General features: G+C 33.6%; 17 protein-coding genes. 12 read left to right on the top strand and 5 right to left on the bottom strand.

Annotated features, from left to right (window positions below; genetic code table 11):
• Positions 1-34 precede the first annotated feature (34 nt).
• The 8 genes from Q5N74_RS00445 (at position 35) to Q5N74_RS00480 (ending at position 4,800) form a co-directional block, all read left to right on the top strand.
• Positions 35-646, top strand: a complete 612-nt coding sequence (locus tag Q5N74_RS00445; protein WP_304386693.1) for a transcriptional regulator — start codon at positions 35-37, stop codon at positions 644-646.
• The gene (locus tag Q5N74_RS00450) at positions 643-1,359 is read left to right on the top strand and encodes a DUF3307 domain-containing protein (RefSeq protein WP_304386694.1); all 717 of its coding nucleotides are present in this window, start codon (positions 643-645) and stop codon (positions 1,357-1,359) included. The genes Q5N74_RS00445 and Q5N74_RS00450 overlap by 4 nt, the downstream gene beginning before the upstream one ends.
• Positions 1,352-1,897 carry an acyl-CoA thioesterase gene (locus Q5N74_RS00455; protein WP_304386695.1) on the top strand — a complete coding sequence of 182 codons (546 nt, stop codon included), beginning with the start codon at positions 1,352-1,354 and terminating at the stop codon, positions 1,895-1,897. Before Q5N74_RS00450 ends, Q5N74_RS00455 begins: the two co-directional genes overlap by 8 nt.
• A 94-nt stretch (positions 1,898-1,991) precedes the next feature.
• Positions 1,992-2,369: a hypothetical protein gene (locus tag Q5N74_RS00460; RefSeq protein WP_304386696.1), complete on the top strand. Its 378-nt coding sequence runs from the start codon at positions 1,992-1,994 to the stop codon at positions 2,367-2,369.
• 23 nt (positions 2,370-2,392) lie between these two features.
• A complete protein-coding gene (locus tag Q5N74_RS00465) occupies positions 2,393-2,974 on the top strand; it encodes a T9SS type A sorting domain-containing protein (protein ID WP_304386697.1) in 582 nt (193 codons plus the stop codon).
• A 24-nt stretch (positions 2,975-2,998) separates the two neighbouring features.
• Positions 2,999-3,847, top strand: a complete 849-nt coding sequence (locus tag Q5N74_RS00470) for a DUF5777 family beta-barrel protein (protein ID WP_304386698.1) — start codon at positions 2,999-3,001, stop codon at positions 3,845-3,847.
• A gap of 30 nt (positions 3,848-3,877) precedes the next feature.
• A complete protein-coding gene (locus tag Q5N74_RS00475) occupies positions 3,878-4,252 on the top strand; it encodes a hypothetical protein (protein WP_304386699.1) in 375 nt (124 codons plus the stop codon).
• Positions 4,253-4,257: 5 nt separating this feature from the next.
• Positions 4,258-4,800: a YceI family protein gene (locus tag Q5N74_RS00480; protein ID WP_304386700.1), complete on the top strand. Its 543-nt coding sequence runs from the start codon at positions 4,258-4,260 to the stop codon at positions 4,798-4,800.
• Positions 4,801-4,830: 30 nt separating this feature from the next.
• Here the strand turns inward: Q5N74_RS00480 and carB are convergent, their stop codons facing one another.
• Positions 4,831-7,683, bottom strand: coding sequence for a carbamoyl-phosphate synthase large subunit (gene carB / locus Q5N74_RS00485; protein ID WP_304386701.1), 2,853 nt, complete (start codon positions 7,681-7,683; stop codon positions 4,831-4,833).
• A 112-nt stretch (positions 7,684-7,795) separates the two neighbouring features.
• On the bottom strand, positions 7,796-7,957 hold the full coding sequence (gene rpmH / locus Q5N74_RS00490; protein WP_296348856.1) for a 50S ribosomal protein L34: 162 nt from the start codon (positions 7,955-7,957) through the stop codon (positions 7,796-7,798).
• 293 nt (positions 7,958-8,250) lie between these two features.
• On the opposite strand from rpmH, the gene Q5N74_RS00495 reads away from it, so the two are divergent.
• From Q5N74_RS00495 to Q5N74_RS00505, 3 genes are all read left to right on the top strand, one after another.
• The gene (locus Q5N74_RS00495; protein WP_304386702.1) at positions 8,251-8,826 is read left to right on the top strand and encodes a DUF2892 domain-containing protein; all 576 of its coding nucleotides are present in this window, start codon (positions 8,251-8,253) and stop codon (positions 8,824-8,826) included.
• Positions 8,827-9,132: 306 nt separating this feature from the next.
• Positions 9,133-11,511 carry a TonB-dependent receptor gene (locus Q5N74_RS00500; RefSeq protein WP_304386703.1) on the top strand — a complete coding sequence of 793 codons (2,379 nt, stop codon included), beginning with the start codon at positions 9,133-9,135 and terminating at the stop codon, positions 11,509-11,511.
• Between the two features lie 72 nt (positions 11,512-11,583).
• Positions 11,584-12,717, top strand: coding sequence for a PepSY domain-containing protein (locus tag Q5N74_RS00505; RefSeq protein ID WP_304386704.1), 1,134 nt, complete (start codon positions 11,584-11,586; stop codon positions 12,715-12,717).
• 78 nt (positions 12,718-12,795) lie between these two features.
• Here Q5N74_RS00505 and Q5N74_RS00510 read toward each other — a convergent pair whose 3' ends face one another.
• Positions 12,796-13,722 (bottom strand): lytic transglycosylase domain-containing protein, encoded by a 927-nt coding sequence (locus tag Q5N74_RS00510; protein ID WP_304386705.1) that lies wholly within the window; start codon positions 13,720-13,722, stop codon positions 12,796-12,798.
• 35 nt (positions 13,723-13,757) lie between these two features.
• Positions 13,758-14,423: an alpha/beta hydrolase gene (locus Q5N74_RS00515; RefSeq protein WP_304386706.1), complete on the bottom strand. Its 666-nt coding sequence runs from the start codon at positions 14,421-14,423 to the stop codon at positions 13,758-13,760.
• A 169-nt stretch (positions 14,424-14,592) separates the two neighbouring features.
• Between Q5N74_RS00515 and Q5N74_RS00520 the strand changes: the two genes are divergently transcribed.
• Positions 14,593-14,889 (top strand): N-acetyltransferase, encoded by a 297-nt coding sequence (locus Q5N74_RS00520; protein WP_304386707.1) that lies wholly within the window; start codon positions 14,593-14,595, stop codon positions 14,887-14,889.
• A gap of 74 nt (positions 14,890-14,963) precedes the next feature.
• Here the strand turns inward: Q5N74_RS00520 and Q5N74_RS00525 are convergent, their stop codons facing one another.
• Entirely contained in the window at positions 14,964-15,467 is a 504-nt protein-coding gene (locus Q5N74_RS00525) for a hypothetical protein (protein WP_304386708.1), read from the bottom strand.

The following is a 15,467-nucleotide window of genomic DNA, read 5'->3' on the forward strand; positions in this document are numbered from 1 at the left end:
TCATGTAATTAAGTGATACTTAAATTTTAACGGAATGATAAGCGTTATAACAGGAGATATTATAAACTCCAGAAAACAAACAGACCCTGAAATATGGATAAATACCTTAAAAAAGGCATTATCCTATTTAAGTCCTGATACTACTTATTGGGAACTATATAGAGGAGATAGTTTTCAAATAGAACTAAGCGACTACGCGAACAGTTTCATGGCCGCTATTTATATAAAAGCAGCTATTAAAATGATTAAAGACTTAGACGTTAGGCTGGCTATTGGTATTGGAAGCAAAACCTTTAAAGGGCACGATGTAACAGAATCTAACGGTGATGCTTTTGTGTTCTCAGGTGAAGTTTTAGAAACTTTAAAAAAGGAAAAACAAAACTTACGCATCAAAACCAACAACAACGCTATTAATGAAGAGTTAAATTTATACTTTAAATTAGCGTTAATTACCATGGATAGCTGGAGTGTTAATTCCGCCGAAATTGTAAAACTAAGCATCGAAAATCCCGAAGCGTTACAAACCGAGTTAGGCAAACTAATAGGTATTAACCAAAACGCCATTAGCAACCGCCAGAAACGGGCTCATTTAGATGAAATTTTAGAGTTAAACCAAATGTACAAACACAAAACAAGTTTATTATGATGGTTTTAATAAAGCTTTTGTTAGCACACATTATCGGCGATTTTTTTCTTCAACCTAGAAAATGGGTTAAAGAAAAGGAGAAGAAAAAACTAAAATCGAAAAAGCTCTATCTGCATGTTTTAATTCATGTGGCTTTAACGAGTATCTTCCTTTGGGATCTTTCATTATGGCCCATAATTTTAAGTATAGGTATTACGCATTTAATTATTGACGCTGCGAAATTGTTATATCAAAAGAAAAAAACAAAGCGTCTGTTGTTTTTTATTGACCAACTGCTACATATAGCTGTTATTTATTTTTGCTATTATCTATTTACTGAAAACGCCTTCAACTTAAGCTTTTTGGTGACCGAAAACAGCTTATTGCTTGCAGCCTGCTTGCTATTCTTAACAATTCCCACCTCTATAATTATGAAAACCATTTTTTTTAAGTGGAATATTTCAGAACTTACTAAAAATAACCAATCACTAGAGGATGCAGGGAAATATATTGGTATTTTAGAGCGTGTTTTGGTGTTTATTTTCATCATAGTAGGACACTGGGAAGCTGTTGGCTTTTTAATTACGGCGAAATCTGTTTTTAGATTTGGCGATTTAAAAGAGTCGAAACACAGACAACTCACAGAATATATTTTAATAGGAACTTTAATAAGTTTTGGAATTGCAATAATAACGGGAATTATCTACTCGACTATAACTTTACATTATGCTTAGAACAACTGAAGAATCGCAAATAACAATTACACAATTAATGCTACCGTCGCACTCTAATTTTAGCGGCAAAATTCATGGAGGTTATATTTTAGGCCTTATGGATCAAATAGCATTTGCCTGCGCCTCTAAACATTCAAGAAATTATTGTGTAACAGCATCTGTAAACAAGGTCGATTTTTTAAACCCTATTGAAGTTGGTGAACTTGTTACACTTAAAGCATCAGTTAACTATACCGGAAAAACATCGATGGTTATTGGTGTTCGAATTGAATCTGAAAACATTCAAACAGGCGAAAAAAAACATTGTAATTCGTCGTATTTCACCATGGTTGCCAAAGATGAAAACGGAAAAAACGTGCCAGTTCCTGGTATTATTTTAGATTCAAAAAACAAAGTAAGACGCTTTGCTAGAAGTATAGCCAGACAAGAACAAGCAAGAAACAGAACCTCTGCCTTTAAAACTTCAGAATTTAAAGTAGAATTGTATTTAGAATGTTTGAAAGACCAAAATGCCAAAATTGAGTTAACAGACAATTAAATGCTCATTTTGTAAGTATTCTATTTTTTTTACTACTACACATCCATAAATACCTTAAATTTATATACTATAAATTAAGTATTAAACTAAAAGGATGCGTAAATGGCTTATTTTAGTAATTCTTCTTTTAGCCGGTTTCGCTGGCTATAACTACATATACCAAAGTCATAGAGACATACACGAAGAGCAAGCCGCTTACACGCTATCTGCACAGGCTTTGAGTACCGCTTTTTTAAAGACCCCTTCCGAGTCAGAATTAAAATATCTTAATAAAACCATAGAAATCTCTGGAAACATTACAGAAATAAATAAAAAAGATTTAACTTTAAACGAAAGTGTTTTCTGCCAATTTAGTAATCTTATTACTTTACCATCAAAGAAAGGCACAAACATTAAAATAAAAGGACGTGTTATAGGCTATGATGATTTGCTAGAGCAAGTAAAAGTAGACCAGTGTTTTATAGTGGATTAAATATTAACTTTAAATCTTAAAATATGAAAACAAAACTACTTTCTCTTTTATTCTTCGTTTTTACTATTTATGTTGCTGCCCAAACAACATACAATCTTAACTGGAAACTTAATATTGGCACCAACATAGATCTAACTGTAAATATAAACGACATAGTTACATGGACTTGGACGGATGGAATAATCCACAACGTTACAAGTAGTTCTGGAAGTTCTGAAACATTTAATAGCCCAGATTTAACGGGTAACGGACAAACATATTCGTACACCTTTACTAAAGCCGGATCAAACCCTTATGTATGCACCTATCATTCCGGCAATATGAGCGGAACCATTACCGTGAGCGCTCCTTTAGGTATTGAAGATGCGTCTATTTCTAATTTCAGTATTTCTCCCAACCCAGCAAAAAATTATATAAAAATACAATTACCTCAATCTATAGCAGAAGCTAAAATTGAAGTATTCAATATTCTAGGTAAACAAATATATAGCAACGCCAATTATAGAGATAACCCCATAGATATCACTTCTTGGGAACGCGGTATTACACTCATCAAAGTCTCTTCAGAAGGCCAATCAAAAATTAAAAAATTCATAAAGCAGTAACCCAATTAAAGAACCCCATTATTAATGAGAAACCTATTAATACTCCTTTTATTTTCGTCCTTAGTTACCAATTCACAAAACGACTTACTTACTGAAATTGATACTGATTCCACAGGAACTGAATACGCAACAGCAGCCTTTAAAGGTTTGAAAATTGTAAATTTTGAATCGACCAAATTAGTAGCAAAGAAAGAACTTCAATTTATTGTATCTCACCGATTTGGCTCAATAAAAAATGGCATCAACACTTTTTTTGGTTTGGATGAAGCTGTCACTCGACTCAACTTTGTTTTAGGAGTCACTGATGGATTAAATGTAGGTGTTTCAAGAAGCTCTTATTTAAAAGTTTATGATGTCTCCTTAAAATACCGCCTATTAAGACAGGAAGAAAACGGCTTTCCTTTTACCATAGTGGGTTACAATTCCATTTTAATAAACACCGCCTTAGACAAGGAAAATTTGCCTTTACTGGAATTTAAACACCGCCTAGGTTATACGGCACAAATACTAATTTCTAGAAAAGTAAACACCGATTTATCGCTGGAACTAGCGCCTACATTTTTTCATGATAACTATGTTGTTGTGGATGCACAAGACAATTCGCAATTTGCCTTAGGTTTTGGTGGCCGCTACAAATTAAGTACACGCTGGTCTTTAAACGCCGATTATGGCTGGCATTTAAACAGAGCCAGCAACTCACCTTTTAAAAACCCATTATCTATTGGAGTTGATTTAGAAACGGGTGGACACGTGTTCCAAATGCATTTTACAAACGCCCAACCCATGGATGCTAATGGCTTTTTAGGACAAGGAACAGGAGACTGGAGCGACGGCGATATTTATTTTGGATTTAATTTAAGTAGACAATTTTAATAAAAACACTAATACAAATACCCTACAACTATGAAAAAGATACTATTAACAAGCATAATGTTTACAACCATTCTTTTTGGTTGCAGCAGTTCTAGCAACGACGATTTAACGGAAGCGTCTCCTAATCCAGATCCAGACCCTGCACCAACAACTAAGGTAACATACAATGGCAGTGTGAAGGCCATTATAACCTCAAATTGTAATAACTGCCATGGAAGTCCGGTTAGAAATGGCGCTCCCATGTCTTTAACAACCTATGCGCAAGTAAAAGCATCTGTAGAAACCGGAAGCCTAATTGCAAGAATAAACAGCACCAGTAACCCTATGCCGCAGTCTGGATTAATGTCTCAAAACAACAGAACTTTAATTCAACAATGGAAAGATGATGGGTTTCTAGAAAACTAAACACCATGAAACATTTAATATACCTACTAGCATTTTTTAGCCTTAATTTAGTTGCACAAAGCAAGTATATTACAAAAACGGGCGTGGTAAATTTTGAAGCTTCAGTAGCCTCTTTTGAAGAAGTAAAAGCGATGAACCAGTCGGTTACAGCAATCATTGAAACTAAAAGCGGTGCATTTGCTGCCTTGGTTTTAGTGAAGGGGTTTCGATTTAAAAACGCTCTCATGGAAGAGCACTTTAATGAAAACTATGCCGAATCGGACCAATTCCCTAAAGCTACTTTTAAAGGAAATTTAGAAGATTTTTCCATTGATAAATTAAGTGCTACTTCTATATTTAAAATGAATGGTTCTTTAACATTTCATGGGAAAACGAAAAAACTAGAGTCCATTCCTTTAAAGCTATCAAGAGAAGGTGATTTTATAAATGTATCTGGAAGCTTCCTTTTAAATACTTCAGATTTTGATATAAAAATACCTAAAGTCGTAAAAGACAAAGTATCAGAAACCGTTGAAGTTTCCTTAAATTTCAAATTAAAAAAGACATAAAAAAAGCCGCTTAAAGCGGCTTTTTAATTTTTATTTATTCAAATACATTTTTCGTCTCGAGTATAATTCATAAAACTCATCGTCTTTTAAACTATCTATAAACAAAATGCTTTCGCCTGTACTTTTCATTTCTGGTCCTAACTTCTTATTCACATTATGAAACTTATTGAAAGAGAATACCGGTTGCTTAATAGCAAACCCTGTTAATTGCGGATTAAAGTTAAAATCTTTCACCTTCTTTTCCCCCAACATCACTTTAGTAGCATAGTTTACATAAGGTTCTCCGTAAGCTTTCGCTATAAACGGTACCGTACGAGATGCTCTTGGATTGGCTTCGATGATGTAAACAATATCATCTTTAATAGCAAACTGAATATTTATTAAACCAACTGTATTAAGTGCTAAAGCAATTTTTTTAGTGTGGTCTTTAATTTGTTGCATTACAAATTCACCTAAGTTGAATGGAGGCAACATAGAATTACTATCACCTGAATGTATACCACAAGGCTCAATATGTTCCATGATACCAATAATATACACATCTTCTCCATCACAAATAGCATCAGCCTCTGCTTCAATAGCGCCTTCTAAATAATGATCTAACAACAACTGATTCCCTGGCATTTGGCTTAATAAGTCAACCACATGCTTTTCAAGTTCTTGTTTATTGATAACAATTTTCATCCCTTGTCCACCAAGTACGTAAGATGGGCGCACTAATATTGGGAAATCCAATACATCTGCAATCGCAGAAGCTTCATCTGCAGTTGTTGCAATATCAAACTCTGGGTAAGGAATATTGTTTTCTTTTAATAGGTTTGAAAAATGACCTCTATCTTCGGCTAAATCAAGAGACTCATAACTAGTTCCTATAATTTTAATACCGTATTTAGTTAATTTTTCAGCAAGTTTTAAAGCGGTTTGTCCACCTAATTGCACGATAACACCTTCTGGTTTTTCATGCTTAATAATGTCATAAATATGCTCCCAGAACACAGGTTCGAAGTATAATTTATCAGCAGTATCAAAATCGGTTGAAACCGTTTCAGGGTTACAGTTAATCATGATGGTTTCATAACCACATTCAGCGGCTGCTAAAACACCATGTACACAACAGTAATCGAACTCGATACCTTGCCCAATTCTGTTTGGTCCTGAACCTAAAACAATAATTTTCTTTTTATCTGTAACGATACTCTCGTTATCTGCATAACGTTTTCCTTCTGCAGTTTCCATATCACTTTCAAAAGTTGAATAATAATAGGGAGTTTTTGCTTTAAATTCGGCAGCACAGGTATCTACTAATTTATAGACACGGTTCACACCAAATTCTTCACGTTTATTGTAAACCTGACTTTCTAAACAGCCCAACATGTGTGCTATTTGACGGTCACCATAACCTTTTTGCTTAGCTTCAAGCAATAAATCTTTTTGGATGGTATCAATTGTAAACGTAGAAATTTCTTTTTGAAGCAAGTGTAATTCCTCATATTGTCTCAAGAACCACATATCAATTTTTGTGATTTCATGAATTCTACTTAAAGGAATTCCCATAGCAATAGCATCGTAAATAATAAATACACGATCCCAAGAAGCATAGGTAAGTTTTTCTATAATTTGCTCGTAGTTCTTATTTTCTTTACCATCTGCACCTAAACCATTTCGCTTAATTTCTAGCGATTGTGTTGCTTTATGTAGCGCTTCTTGGAATGAACGACCAATACCCATCACTTCTCCTACCGATTTCATTTGAAGACCTAAAGTTCTATCAGACCCTTCAAATTTATCGAAATTCCAACGAGGTATTTTTACGATTACATAATCTAAAGTCGGCTCAAATAAAGCTGAAGTAGATTTTGTAATTTGATTCTGTAATTCATCTAAATGATAACCCAACGCTAATTTAGCCGCAATTTTCGCAATAGGATACCCTGTTGCTTTACTTGCTAGTGCCGACGAACGCGATACACGAGGATTAATTTCAATAGCAATAATATCTTCTTTTTCATCTGGACTTACGGCAAACTGCACGTTACATCCCCCTGCGAAATCACCAATACTACGCATCATATGGATAGCCATATCACGCATTTTTTGGTACGTTTTATCACTTAAAGTCATCGCTGGTGCTACTGTAATAGAATCTCCTGTATGAATACCAATCGGATCCATATTTTCAATAGAACAGATTATTACAACATTATCATTTGAATCTCTAAGCAACTCTAACTCATACTCTTTCCAACCAATTAAGGCTTTATCAATCATCACCTCATGAATAGGAGACACCTCTAATCCACGTGTTAATAACTCATCAAAATCTTCTTCTTTATGAACAAAAGAAGCGCCTTCACCACCTAAAGTAAATGAAGCCCTAATTATTAAAGGAAAACCATACTCTTGCGCAATCTCTTTACCTTTTAAGTAAGAAGTAGCCGTTGCTTGAGGCGCCATTGGAATCCCAATTTTAAGCATCAATTCTCTAAACTTCTCTCTGTCTTCGGTAATATTAATAGCGTCAATATCTACACCAATAATTTCTACATCAAAATCTTTCCAAATCCCCTTTTCATCTGCTTCTATGCATAAATTTAACGCCGTTTGTCCTCCCATAGTAGGTAACACAGCGTCAATATGTGGATGTTCTTTTAGAATTTTAATTAATGATTTGGTTGTAAGTGGCAACAAGTATACATGATCGGCCATTGATGGGTCGGTCATGATGGTTGCAGGATTGGAGTTAATTAAAATAGTTTCAATTCCATCCTCCCTTAAAGAGCGTAAAGCTTGCGTTCCTGAATAATCGAATTCGCATGCTTGCCCTATAACAATAGGACCAGATCCAATAATTAGAATAGATTTAAGTTTTGAATTTTTAGGCATTTTTACTGTTTAATAAGTGTTTTATAATATGTTACAAAAATAGGCATTAACAGATATAAAAAAAGGCATTACACTTAAGTAATACCTTATTAATATCAACAATTGTTAATCATTATTTTTTATGTCTAGATTCAGAAGATACAGACAATTTCTTTCTACCCTTAGCTCTTCTACGAGCAAGTACTTTTCTTCCATTAACAGAAGCCATTCTTTCTCTAAAACCATGCTTGTTTCTTCTTTTTCTTTTCGATGGCTGAAATGTTCTTTTACTCATTACCTTATATCTTTAAAATTCTGAATTGTACTTTTTTTTTGTTCGTTTGGCTTTCTCCAAAACTGAGCGCAAATATACAAAGAGTTTTTACTTTGACAAATGTTATTTTAAAAATATTTAGAATTAATTTTTCAGAATCAAATTTAAGCAATATTCCTTTATTTATTTGGGTTCATGAACACCTTTTTGTTAATTATCTATGGATTGATTTTGACAAAAATTTAGTTTCTTTGCATTTACAATTAAATTAGACGCTAAAAAAACATCTAATACAACCATTCAAACACTATAAAATGTACAATAAAATTATAAAATTAATAATAGCTGCAGGAATCATTGCTTTTGCAGTTTACCAATTCATAGAAGGAAACATAGGTAACGGTATTATGTTTATACTACTTTCACTTATTTTCGTGTTGCTTTATTTTAAAAACGAGTTTATTTTATTAGCATTTTTAAGGTTGCGTAAGCAAGATTTTGAAGGCGCAAAAAAATGGTTAGACAAAATTAAAAACCCAGAAGCCGCCTTAGTTACGAAGCAACAAGGCTACTATTATTACTTACATGGGTTAATGGTTTCTCAAACAAACATGAATGAAGCTGAAAAATATTTCAAAAAAGCGGTGACATTAGGTTTATCTATGAGTCATGATTTAGCCATGGCAAAACTGAACTTATCGGGTATTGCTTTTTCTAAACGCAGAAAAATTGAAGCTGAGAAACTGCTTTCTGAAGCTCAAAAATTAGACAAACAAGGCATGTTAGCCGATCAAATAAAAATGATGAAGGAAAACATGAAACGTGCCCAAGCACCTAACCAACATTTTGGTGCAGGTGGCTCTGTTCGATCTCAAAAAAGAAGAGGTTAGATTTCCCATAATGAGGTTTTCATTTTAGTAAAACCTTTCAAAATAAAAAAAGACCAACAAAAACATTATGTTTTTGTTGGTCTTTTTTTTGTTCAAAAATAAGGCTCTCCCCCTATTTTCAATAAGAACTTGTGCTTAAAGCTGGTTCTTTTTCTCCCAAAACTTATTTTATTTCTTTTCAACCCCTATCTGTCTAATAATCAATACAACTTAATTTATTATTTATATTTAGTCTAAATAAACTTTGTGTATTTAATTTTCAATTCTATATTTGCCGAGTTATTTATAATCAATCTAAATAAAGTCATGTATAAAAAATTAAGTTTATTACTCATTCTAACCATTCAAGTCTCATTTGCCCAATCGAAAATAACGGGCACAATTAATAATGAAAAACAAGAACCAATCCCTTTCGCTAGTATTCTAATTGAAAGTTCTTCAAAAGGTACCTCGGCAAACGAATATGGTTATTTTGAATTACCAACTACAATCAACGGAAACTACAACATCAAAGCATCGGCTGTTGGATACAAATCATCAACAAAAACGATTCAAATAAAAAATAATCAAAGCATTAACCTTAGTTTTATACTGGTAAATGATTCAGAACTAGATGAAATTGAGCTTTTTGGAGACCGAAACAAACACCCCGATAAAATTGAAGCGCTCACCAGACTGCCATTAGCGCCTTACGAGCAAATTCAAAGTATTTCTATTATTTCAGAAAAAGTAATTGAACAACAGGGAAACCTCACCATTTCGGATGCTACAAAAAATGTTCCTGGTGTATACACCTTCGCTACTTATGGAAACAAACGCGAAAGCATGTCCTCTCGTGGGTTTAGAGGTATTCCTATATTAAAAAATGGCGTGCGTGTGCATTCCGATTTTAGAGGTACTGGTATTTTAACAGATATGCAAGGTGTTGATAATATTCAAGTTTTAAAAGGTGCTGCTTCTATAACACAAGGTGTGGCAACCGACTTAGGAAGCCCTGGTGGCGTAATAAACATTGTTACAAAAACACCTAAATATTATTCTGGAGGCAATGCATCGGTACGTTTGGGCAGTTTCGGGCAGGCACGTACCACCTTTGATGTTTTTGGACCTGTAGCAAATACCGAACATTTAGCATTTAGAATTGACGGTGCTCTAGAACGTGCAGATGGTTACAGAAATGGAATTTCATCGGAACGTTTTTACATCAACCCATCTTTGGAATGGAAATTAGACGATAAAACAACTTTAACTCTTGAAATGGACTTCTTTGATGATAGCAGAACACCCGATGTTGGAACTATTAACTTAGGAGAAAACGACACCAATGCTATTTATGATTTGCCATACAACCAGTTTTTAGGATTTGAAAACGACAAATCATTAACAAAAAGCACCTCCTATTCCATACGATTCAACAGAGATATTACAGATAAATTAAGTTTAAAAGCCGCTTTATATAAATCGGTTTTAGATTTAGATGATAAAGGAGCAAGCCTAGGATCTGTTATAAATGATGAATTTGGAGATCCTATCTACAACGAACGTAAACGTGGTTATTCCATATCAACACGTAATGATGAGAACAGTGTTTTACAATTCGATTTAGTTGGAGACGATTTAAAAACAGGTAACATATCGCATACGTTTCAAGTTGGTTTCGACTACAGAACCACAATATTCAATACCACAAGCCAAAGTGTTTCTACCATAGATACTATTAATGCGTTTACAAATAACACAAGAACTTTACCAGGTAGTCTGGATTTTGGAGCCGTAAGCATAGAAGGTTCCCAATCACGAGCACTGGGTTTAGTTGCTCAAGATGTGATTACATTTAACCATTGGTTAAAAACATTTTTGGGCTTCCGTTATAGCACAACACAAACCGATGCCGCTACAGAGACAACCCAAAGCGATGCTTTTAACCCTTTAATGGGCATTATTGTAACACCTCATAAAAACATCAACTTGTTTGTATCTTACACCAATAGTTCTTACCCAAGATCGGGCACACGATTAGATATTAATGGCAACCAATTAGGTAATGAACGTTTCGACCAATTTGAAACAGGCATAAAAACGAATTGGTTAGATAGCCGATTACGCTTTAATTTCACCTTCTTTAAAATAAACAACAAAGACATTAACCTTCCTGTTTATGATGAAAATTGGGTTGCTACAGCTTATTACCAAAAAGGAGGAAATGACGAACGAAAAGGTATAGAGGTAGAATTAACAGGACGTATTCATAATAATCTAGAACTCATTACCGGGTATTCTTATATCGATGCACAATATAAAGAACACACCTCATATGTTTACGGTTCCGCCCCTTTAAACACACCAAAACACACTTTCAATGCCTATGCAAATTATAAATTTCATGGTGATTTAGAAGGTTTATCAGCCGGAGCTGGTATATATTTTACAGGCGAAAGACCAATAAATGATTGGAGCGCCGGTGCCGTAACACATGAAGGGATTGTACCCAACCAAGAACCATTTAATGTAGAGGCATATACACAGGTAAATTTACAAGCCGCTTATCATTTTAATAAACATTGGAATTTAAGATTTTTACTAAACAACGTCTTTAACGAAATTGGCTATAACGCTTACAGAACAAGTTATATCAACCAAACCGACCCAAGAAATTTTGCAGGCGTATTAACTTATAAATTTTAATTTTTAGTAATCAACTGACTCAAAGTACAACTTTAACTAGTTGTACTTTTTTGTAGTTAAACATCTATTTTAATGAAAAAAACAACATTCAGCATTAGAAAATTTATTAACGATATCCATTTATGGTTAGGCTTAGCAAGTGGTATTATTATATTTTTAGTATGCTTTAGCGGAACCATTTTAGCTTTTGAACATGAAATAAAAACATACTTTACTGAAGAAGTTATCGTTGAAGCTACATCCAACAAACTACCTTTAGAAAATTTAGTTAATACACTAAAACAATCTAACAATGGCTTTGTTACGGGTGTAACCATACCCGTAGAAGCAAACGAACCTTATCTATTTTCTGTAAAGAAAGATTTGAAAGAACGTCGAGGCACTCAAATATTAGTTAACCCTTACACCTCAAGTATTCATAAAATTGAAAAAACAAAAACAGACACATTCCTATTCACCATGTTTAAACTACATCGATGGTTACTTTTAGAAACTACTATAGGTAGACCTATAGTAGGCGTTGCCACCATTATTTTTCTATTACTTGCTGTTTCAGGAATTGTTTTGTGGTTTCCAAAGAAATTAAAATGGAAGCATATAAAGCATGGACTAAAAATTAAAACCGGTGCCAATTGGAAACGTATTAATCACGATTTACACAACACACTCGGTTTTTACGCCTGCATCATCATAGTAATTATGGGTGTTACTGGCTTATGCTGGTCGTTTCAAAGTTACAGAGAAGGTTTGAGTACTATTTTGAATGCTAAAATTTTTGAAAGAACAACGCCCGAATTTAATTTGGATGCTAAAAACAAACCCGTTTCTCTAGATGAAGCCTTGAAAATAGCCAATACGACTTTAAATTATAAAGGAGAACTCGCTGTTACTTTTCCGAATAAAAAAAACAATTATTATACTTTCAGAAAATCGAATGAGGAAAATTGGTCGCCTGTAACAACAGATAACTTATACATGGATTCTTCGGGAAGTATTTTAGCTATAGAATGGTTTAAAGACAAACCCTTAAACATAAAAATAGCAGCACTAATACGCCCTATACATACAGGTGAAATTTTTGGTACACTATCAAAAATCATTTATTTTATAGCCTGCCTCATAGCAACAAGTCTTCCTGTGACAGGTACTATTATCTGGTTGAACAAATTAAAAAAGAAACGTAAAAAGACAATCACCACTTCATAAAAGCATGAAATTCAATTATAAAAAAAGGCGTAAAACTTAGTTTCACGCCTTTTTAATAAATTATTAGTGGACTTTTCCCTATTGAACATCATAGTATCCCTTTTCAGGAATCTCTATTGTGTAATTTTTTCTTGACCTATTATTAAGTTTAGGCTCACGCAACCAAGGGTTGTGAATTTTCAATATTTTATAATTGATTCCATATTGTTCAGCGAAGGCAGTGAAATCTGTAACTTCCGTATTAATTTCAACTTTATAGGTAGGCACATTTGAATACAAGTCTTTATCTCTAAAATTAAAACCATATTTCGCTGGATGCGTTAAAATTTCTTTAAGCGCCACAATTCTAAACACATAACGGCCTGTTTCTTCACCCAATAGCAAATCATAATAATTTTTCACATTTTGCTCTCTTAAATATCTAGAAACCCCCGCATTACCCGCATTATATGCAGCAGCAGCTAAAGTCCAAGACCCTAAACTTTCTTTTGATTTCAATAAGTACTCACAAGCTACTTCTGTAGCTTTTTCTAAATGATAACGCTCATCCACATTATCATTAACCTCCAACCCATTTTCGCGTGCAGTTGCAGGCATTATTTGCCAAACGCCTCGTGCCCCAGCTGGAGACACCGCATTTGTTAATCCACTTTCTATTACGGCTAAATATTTAAAATCGTCTGGCACACCATACTTTGCCAAAATAGGCTCAATAATGGAGAAATATTTCTTGGCACGTTTAAACATTAACAAGCCGTTAGACTGCCAATAGGTATTAACCAAAAGTTCTTTATCCATACGTTCTAAAATATCCGGACTTTTAAGCGGCATAGGTTCTCCTGCAAAATCTAAATTGCTAGGTACTTGAAGCGCGTAAACATTATAATCGTTTATAAGCTTCGTTTCAAAATTAGCATCGGTAGGCGCATCTTGAATGGCATAAACAAATAGTGCACACAAACTTAATAACCCCACAAACGCCAGTATTCTCTGTATAATCTTCATTTTTAAAAAGTTTTATTTAAAGGTAAATATTTTGTTTAATTCTCTAAAATTATCCTTGGTAAATTTTCGTTAAACCACTTATATTTATTGATAATCATGATATGAGTTCCTCCTTTTATCACAGTACAGTCTGAAATGTTTTTAATAGGAAATACCGCATCACAATCGCCATGAATATGAACCATATCTTTTCTACTTATTTCTTGATTCCAGCAAACCATTTCTTTAACAGCCCAACTTAAATAAGCAGCGTCATTTACCGACAAATATTTTTTATATAACTCAAGTCGTTTGGTAATATTGCTCCCAAAAGCATACTTTGTGAAAAGCTCCATATTGCTTACCAATTGCGTTGGCAGTAATTTATAGGCCTTGGTTGTTTTGGCTAGCGTCATTTTTCTTGGTAATTCCTGCACAGACTTGACACTAGAAATAATAATGAGTTTCCTAACTGATATATGTTTACACATTTCTTGAACCAACACCCCACCAAAGGACACGCCTATTAACACGACACGATCATGGCTTATGTGCGTCGTCATTCGCAAAGCATAGGCACTTATCGTTTCATTTTTTAAAGGCAACATCCACTCTAAATAATGAATTTCAAATTGATTTTCAGGCAATTTAATATATTCAAAAATTTTAGGACTTGCAGCCATTCCTGGCATCAAATACACATGTATTAGTTCGGCGCTCATTCGGTCTCATTTAAAATCCAAATCCCTTAAAACTCTAACAGTTTATTTCATAAGGGATTAACAATCACATTACTTTTTAGTAACGATTATTTTTTGTACTTTTGCAAAACAAATTTATAAAATAGTACTCACTATTTTAAGTTTACTACAAAATTAAAAAATACTTACCATGGTTGAAGTTGCAGAATTAGTAGACAATGATTTCTTACGTCAATTTGAACTAAAAATCGACAATCATTTAGCTAAAATTGAATACTCTTTACAAGAGCGAAAGATTTTTTTAACAAAACTTGTTATCCCAGAAGAAATTAATGACGAAGGGTTTAGCAAAGAATTTTTAACAGCCGTTTTTCAACAAATTGAAGAACGTAATTTAAGTGTTGTTCCTACAAGTCCTGAAATAGCGAAGTTTGTAAGAGGCAACAGAAAGTACAAACGTATGTTACCCGTAGGTTTGAGAATCTAATTTTATTTACTGATTACAAAAAAAATACAAAATCTGAAGTTTATAGCTTCAGATTTTTTTTTGTGTTAACCACATTATTGTTTGGTATAAACTACGGTTAAGTCTTTAGTTGCAACTACTTCCGTAAAATCTTCATTGTATATTTTAATAGCATCAAGAAACACACGTGTTAAACGACGTCCATTTACCGTAGCGACAGCTTCATTAATCAAAATTAAATCACCTTTTTTAGTATAATTTGATGCATAACTGATAATTCCCTCATCGTCGCAAGCAATATTAAAGGTATACGAATTTGTAGTACCATTTTGCAAAGCTATTTCAACCGTTGGATTAAATGTTTTATTTGAAGACACGACGCCTGTAGATTCAAAAACCATAGTTTCATCATTCTGGCAATCAATTTCATCTAAAAGATTCACACTTATAACGCCGTCGTTATTCATATCAAATCCATCAGCAACTTGCCACTCCGTTAGCTTCCAAGAACCTTCAACGGAAAAATCATCATCACTATCATTAAAGCAACTAAGCAATAATAACGGGACAACACAAAGCATGGGTACTATTTTATTCAT

The organism is Mariniflexile sp. AS56, assembly GCF_030552475.1.
Taxonomy (GTDB): Bacteria; Bacteroidota; Bacteroidia; order Flavobacteriales; family Flavobacteriaceae; genus Mariniflexile.

What these genes read in the sequence shown, in the direction of transcription:
- Q5N74_RS00445 (WP_304386693.1), top strand. Translation starts at nt 35, where the DNA reads ATGATAAGCGTTATAACAGGAGATATTATAAACTCCAGAAAACAAACA.
- Q5N74_RS00450 (WP_304386694.1), top strand. Translation starts at nt 643, where the DNA reads ATGATGGTTTTAATAAAGCTTTTGTTAGCACACATTATCGGCGATTTT.
- Q5N74_RS00455 (WP_304386695.1), top strand. Translation starts at nt 1,352, where the DNA reads ATGCTTAGAACAACTGAAGAATCGCAAATAACAATTACACAATTAATG.
- Q5N74_RS00460 (WP_304386696.1), top strand. Translation starts at nt 1,992, where the DNA reads ATGCGTAAATGGCTTATTTTAGTAATTCTTCTTTTAGCCGGTTTCGCT.
- Q5N74_RS00465 (WP_304386697.1), top strand. Translation starts at nt 2,393, where the DNA reads ATGAAAACAAAACTACTTTCTCTTTTATTCTTCGTTTTTACTATTTAT.
- Q5N74_RS00470 (WP_304386698.1), top strand. Translation starts at nt 2,999, where the DNA reads ATGAGAAACCTATTAATACTCCTTTTATTTTCGTCCTTAGTTACCAAT.
- Q5N74_RS00475 (WP_304386699.1), top strand. Translation starts at nt 3,878, where the DNA reads ATGAAAAAGATACTATTAACAAGCATAATGTTTACAACCATTCTTTTT.
- Q5N74_RS00480 (WP_304386700.1), top strand. Translation starts at nt 4,258, where the DNA reads ATGAAACATTTAATATACCTACTAGCATTTTTTAGCCTTAATTTAGTT.
- carB (WP_304386701.1), bottom strand. Translation starts at nt 7,683, where the DNA reads ATGCCTAAAAATTCAAAACTTAAATCTATTCTAATTATTGGATCTGGT.
- rpmH (WP_296348856.1), bottom strand. Translation starts at nt 7,957, where the DNA reads ATGAGTAAAAGAACATTTCAGCCATCGAAAAGAAAAAGAAGAAACAAG.
- Q5N74_RS00495 (WP_304386702.1), top strand. Translation starts at nt 8,251, where the DNA reads ATGTACAATAAAATTATAAAATTAATAATAGCTGCAGGAATCATTGCT.
- Q5N74_RS00500 (WP_304386703.1), top strand. Translation starts at nt 9,133, where the DNA reads ATGTATAAAAAATTAAGTTTATTACTCATTCTAACCATTCAAGTCTCA.
- Q5N74_RS00505 (WP_304386704.1), top strand. Translation starts at nt 11,584, where the DNA reads ATGAAAAAAACAACATTCAGCATTAGAAAATTTATTAACGATATCCAT.
- Q5N74_RS00510 (WP_304386705.1), bottom strand. Translation starts at nt 13,722, where the DNA reads ATGAAGATTATACAGAGAATACTGGCGTTTGTGGGGTTATTAAGTTTG.
- Q5N74_RS00515 (WP_304386706.1), bottom strand. Translation starts at nt 14,423, where the DNA reads ATGAGCGCCGAACTAATACATGTGTATTTGATGCCAGGAATGGCTGCA.
- Q5N74_RS00520 (WP_304386707.1), top strand. Translation starts at nt 14,593, where the DNA reads ATGGTTGAAGTTGCAGAATTAGTAGACAATGATTTCTTACGTCAATTT.
- Q5N74_RS00525 (WP_304386708.1), bottom strand. Translation starts at nt 15,467, where the DNA reads ATGAATAAAATAGTACCCATGCTTTGTGTTGTCCCGTTATTATTGCTT.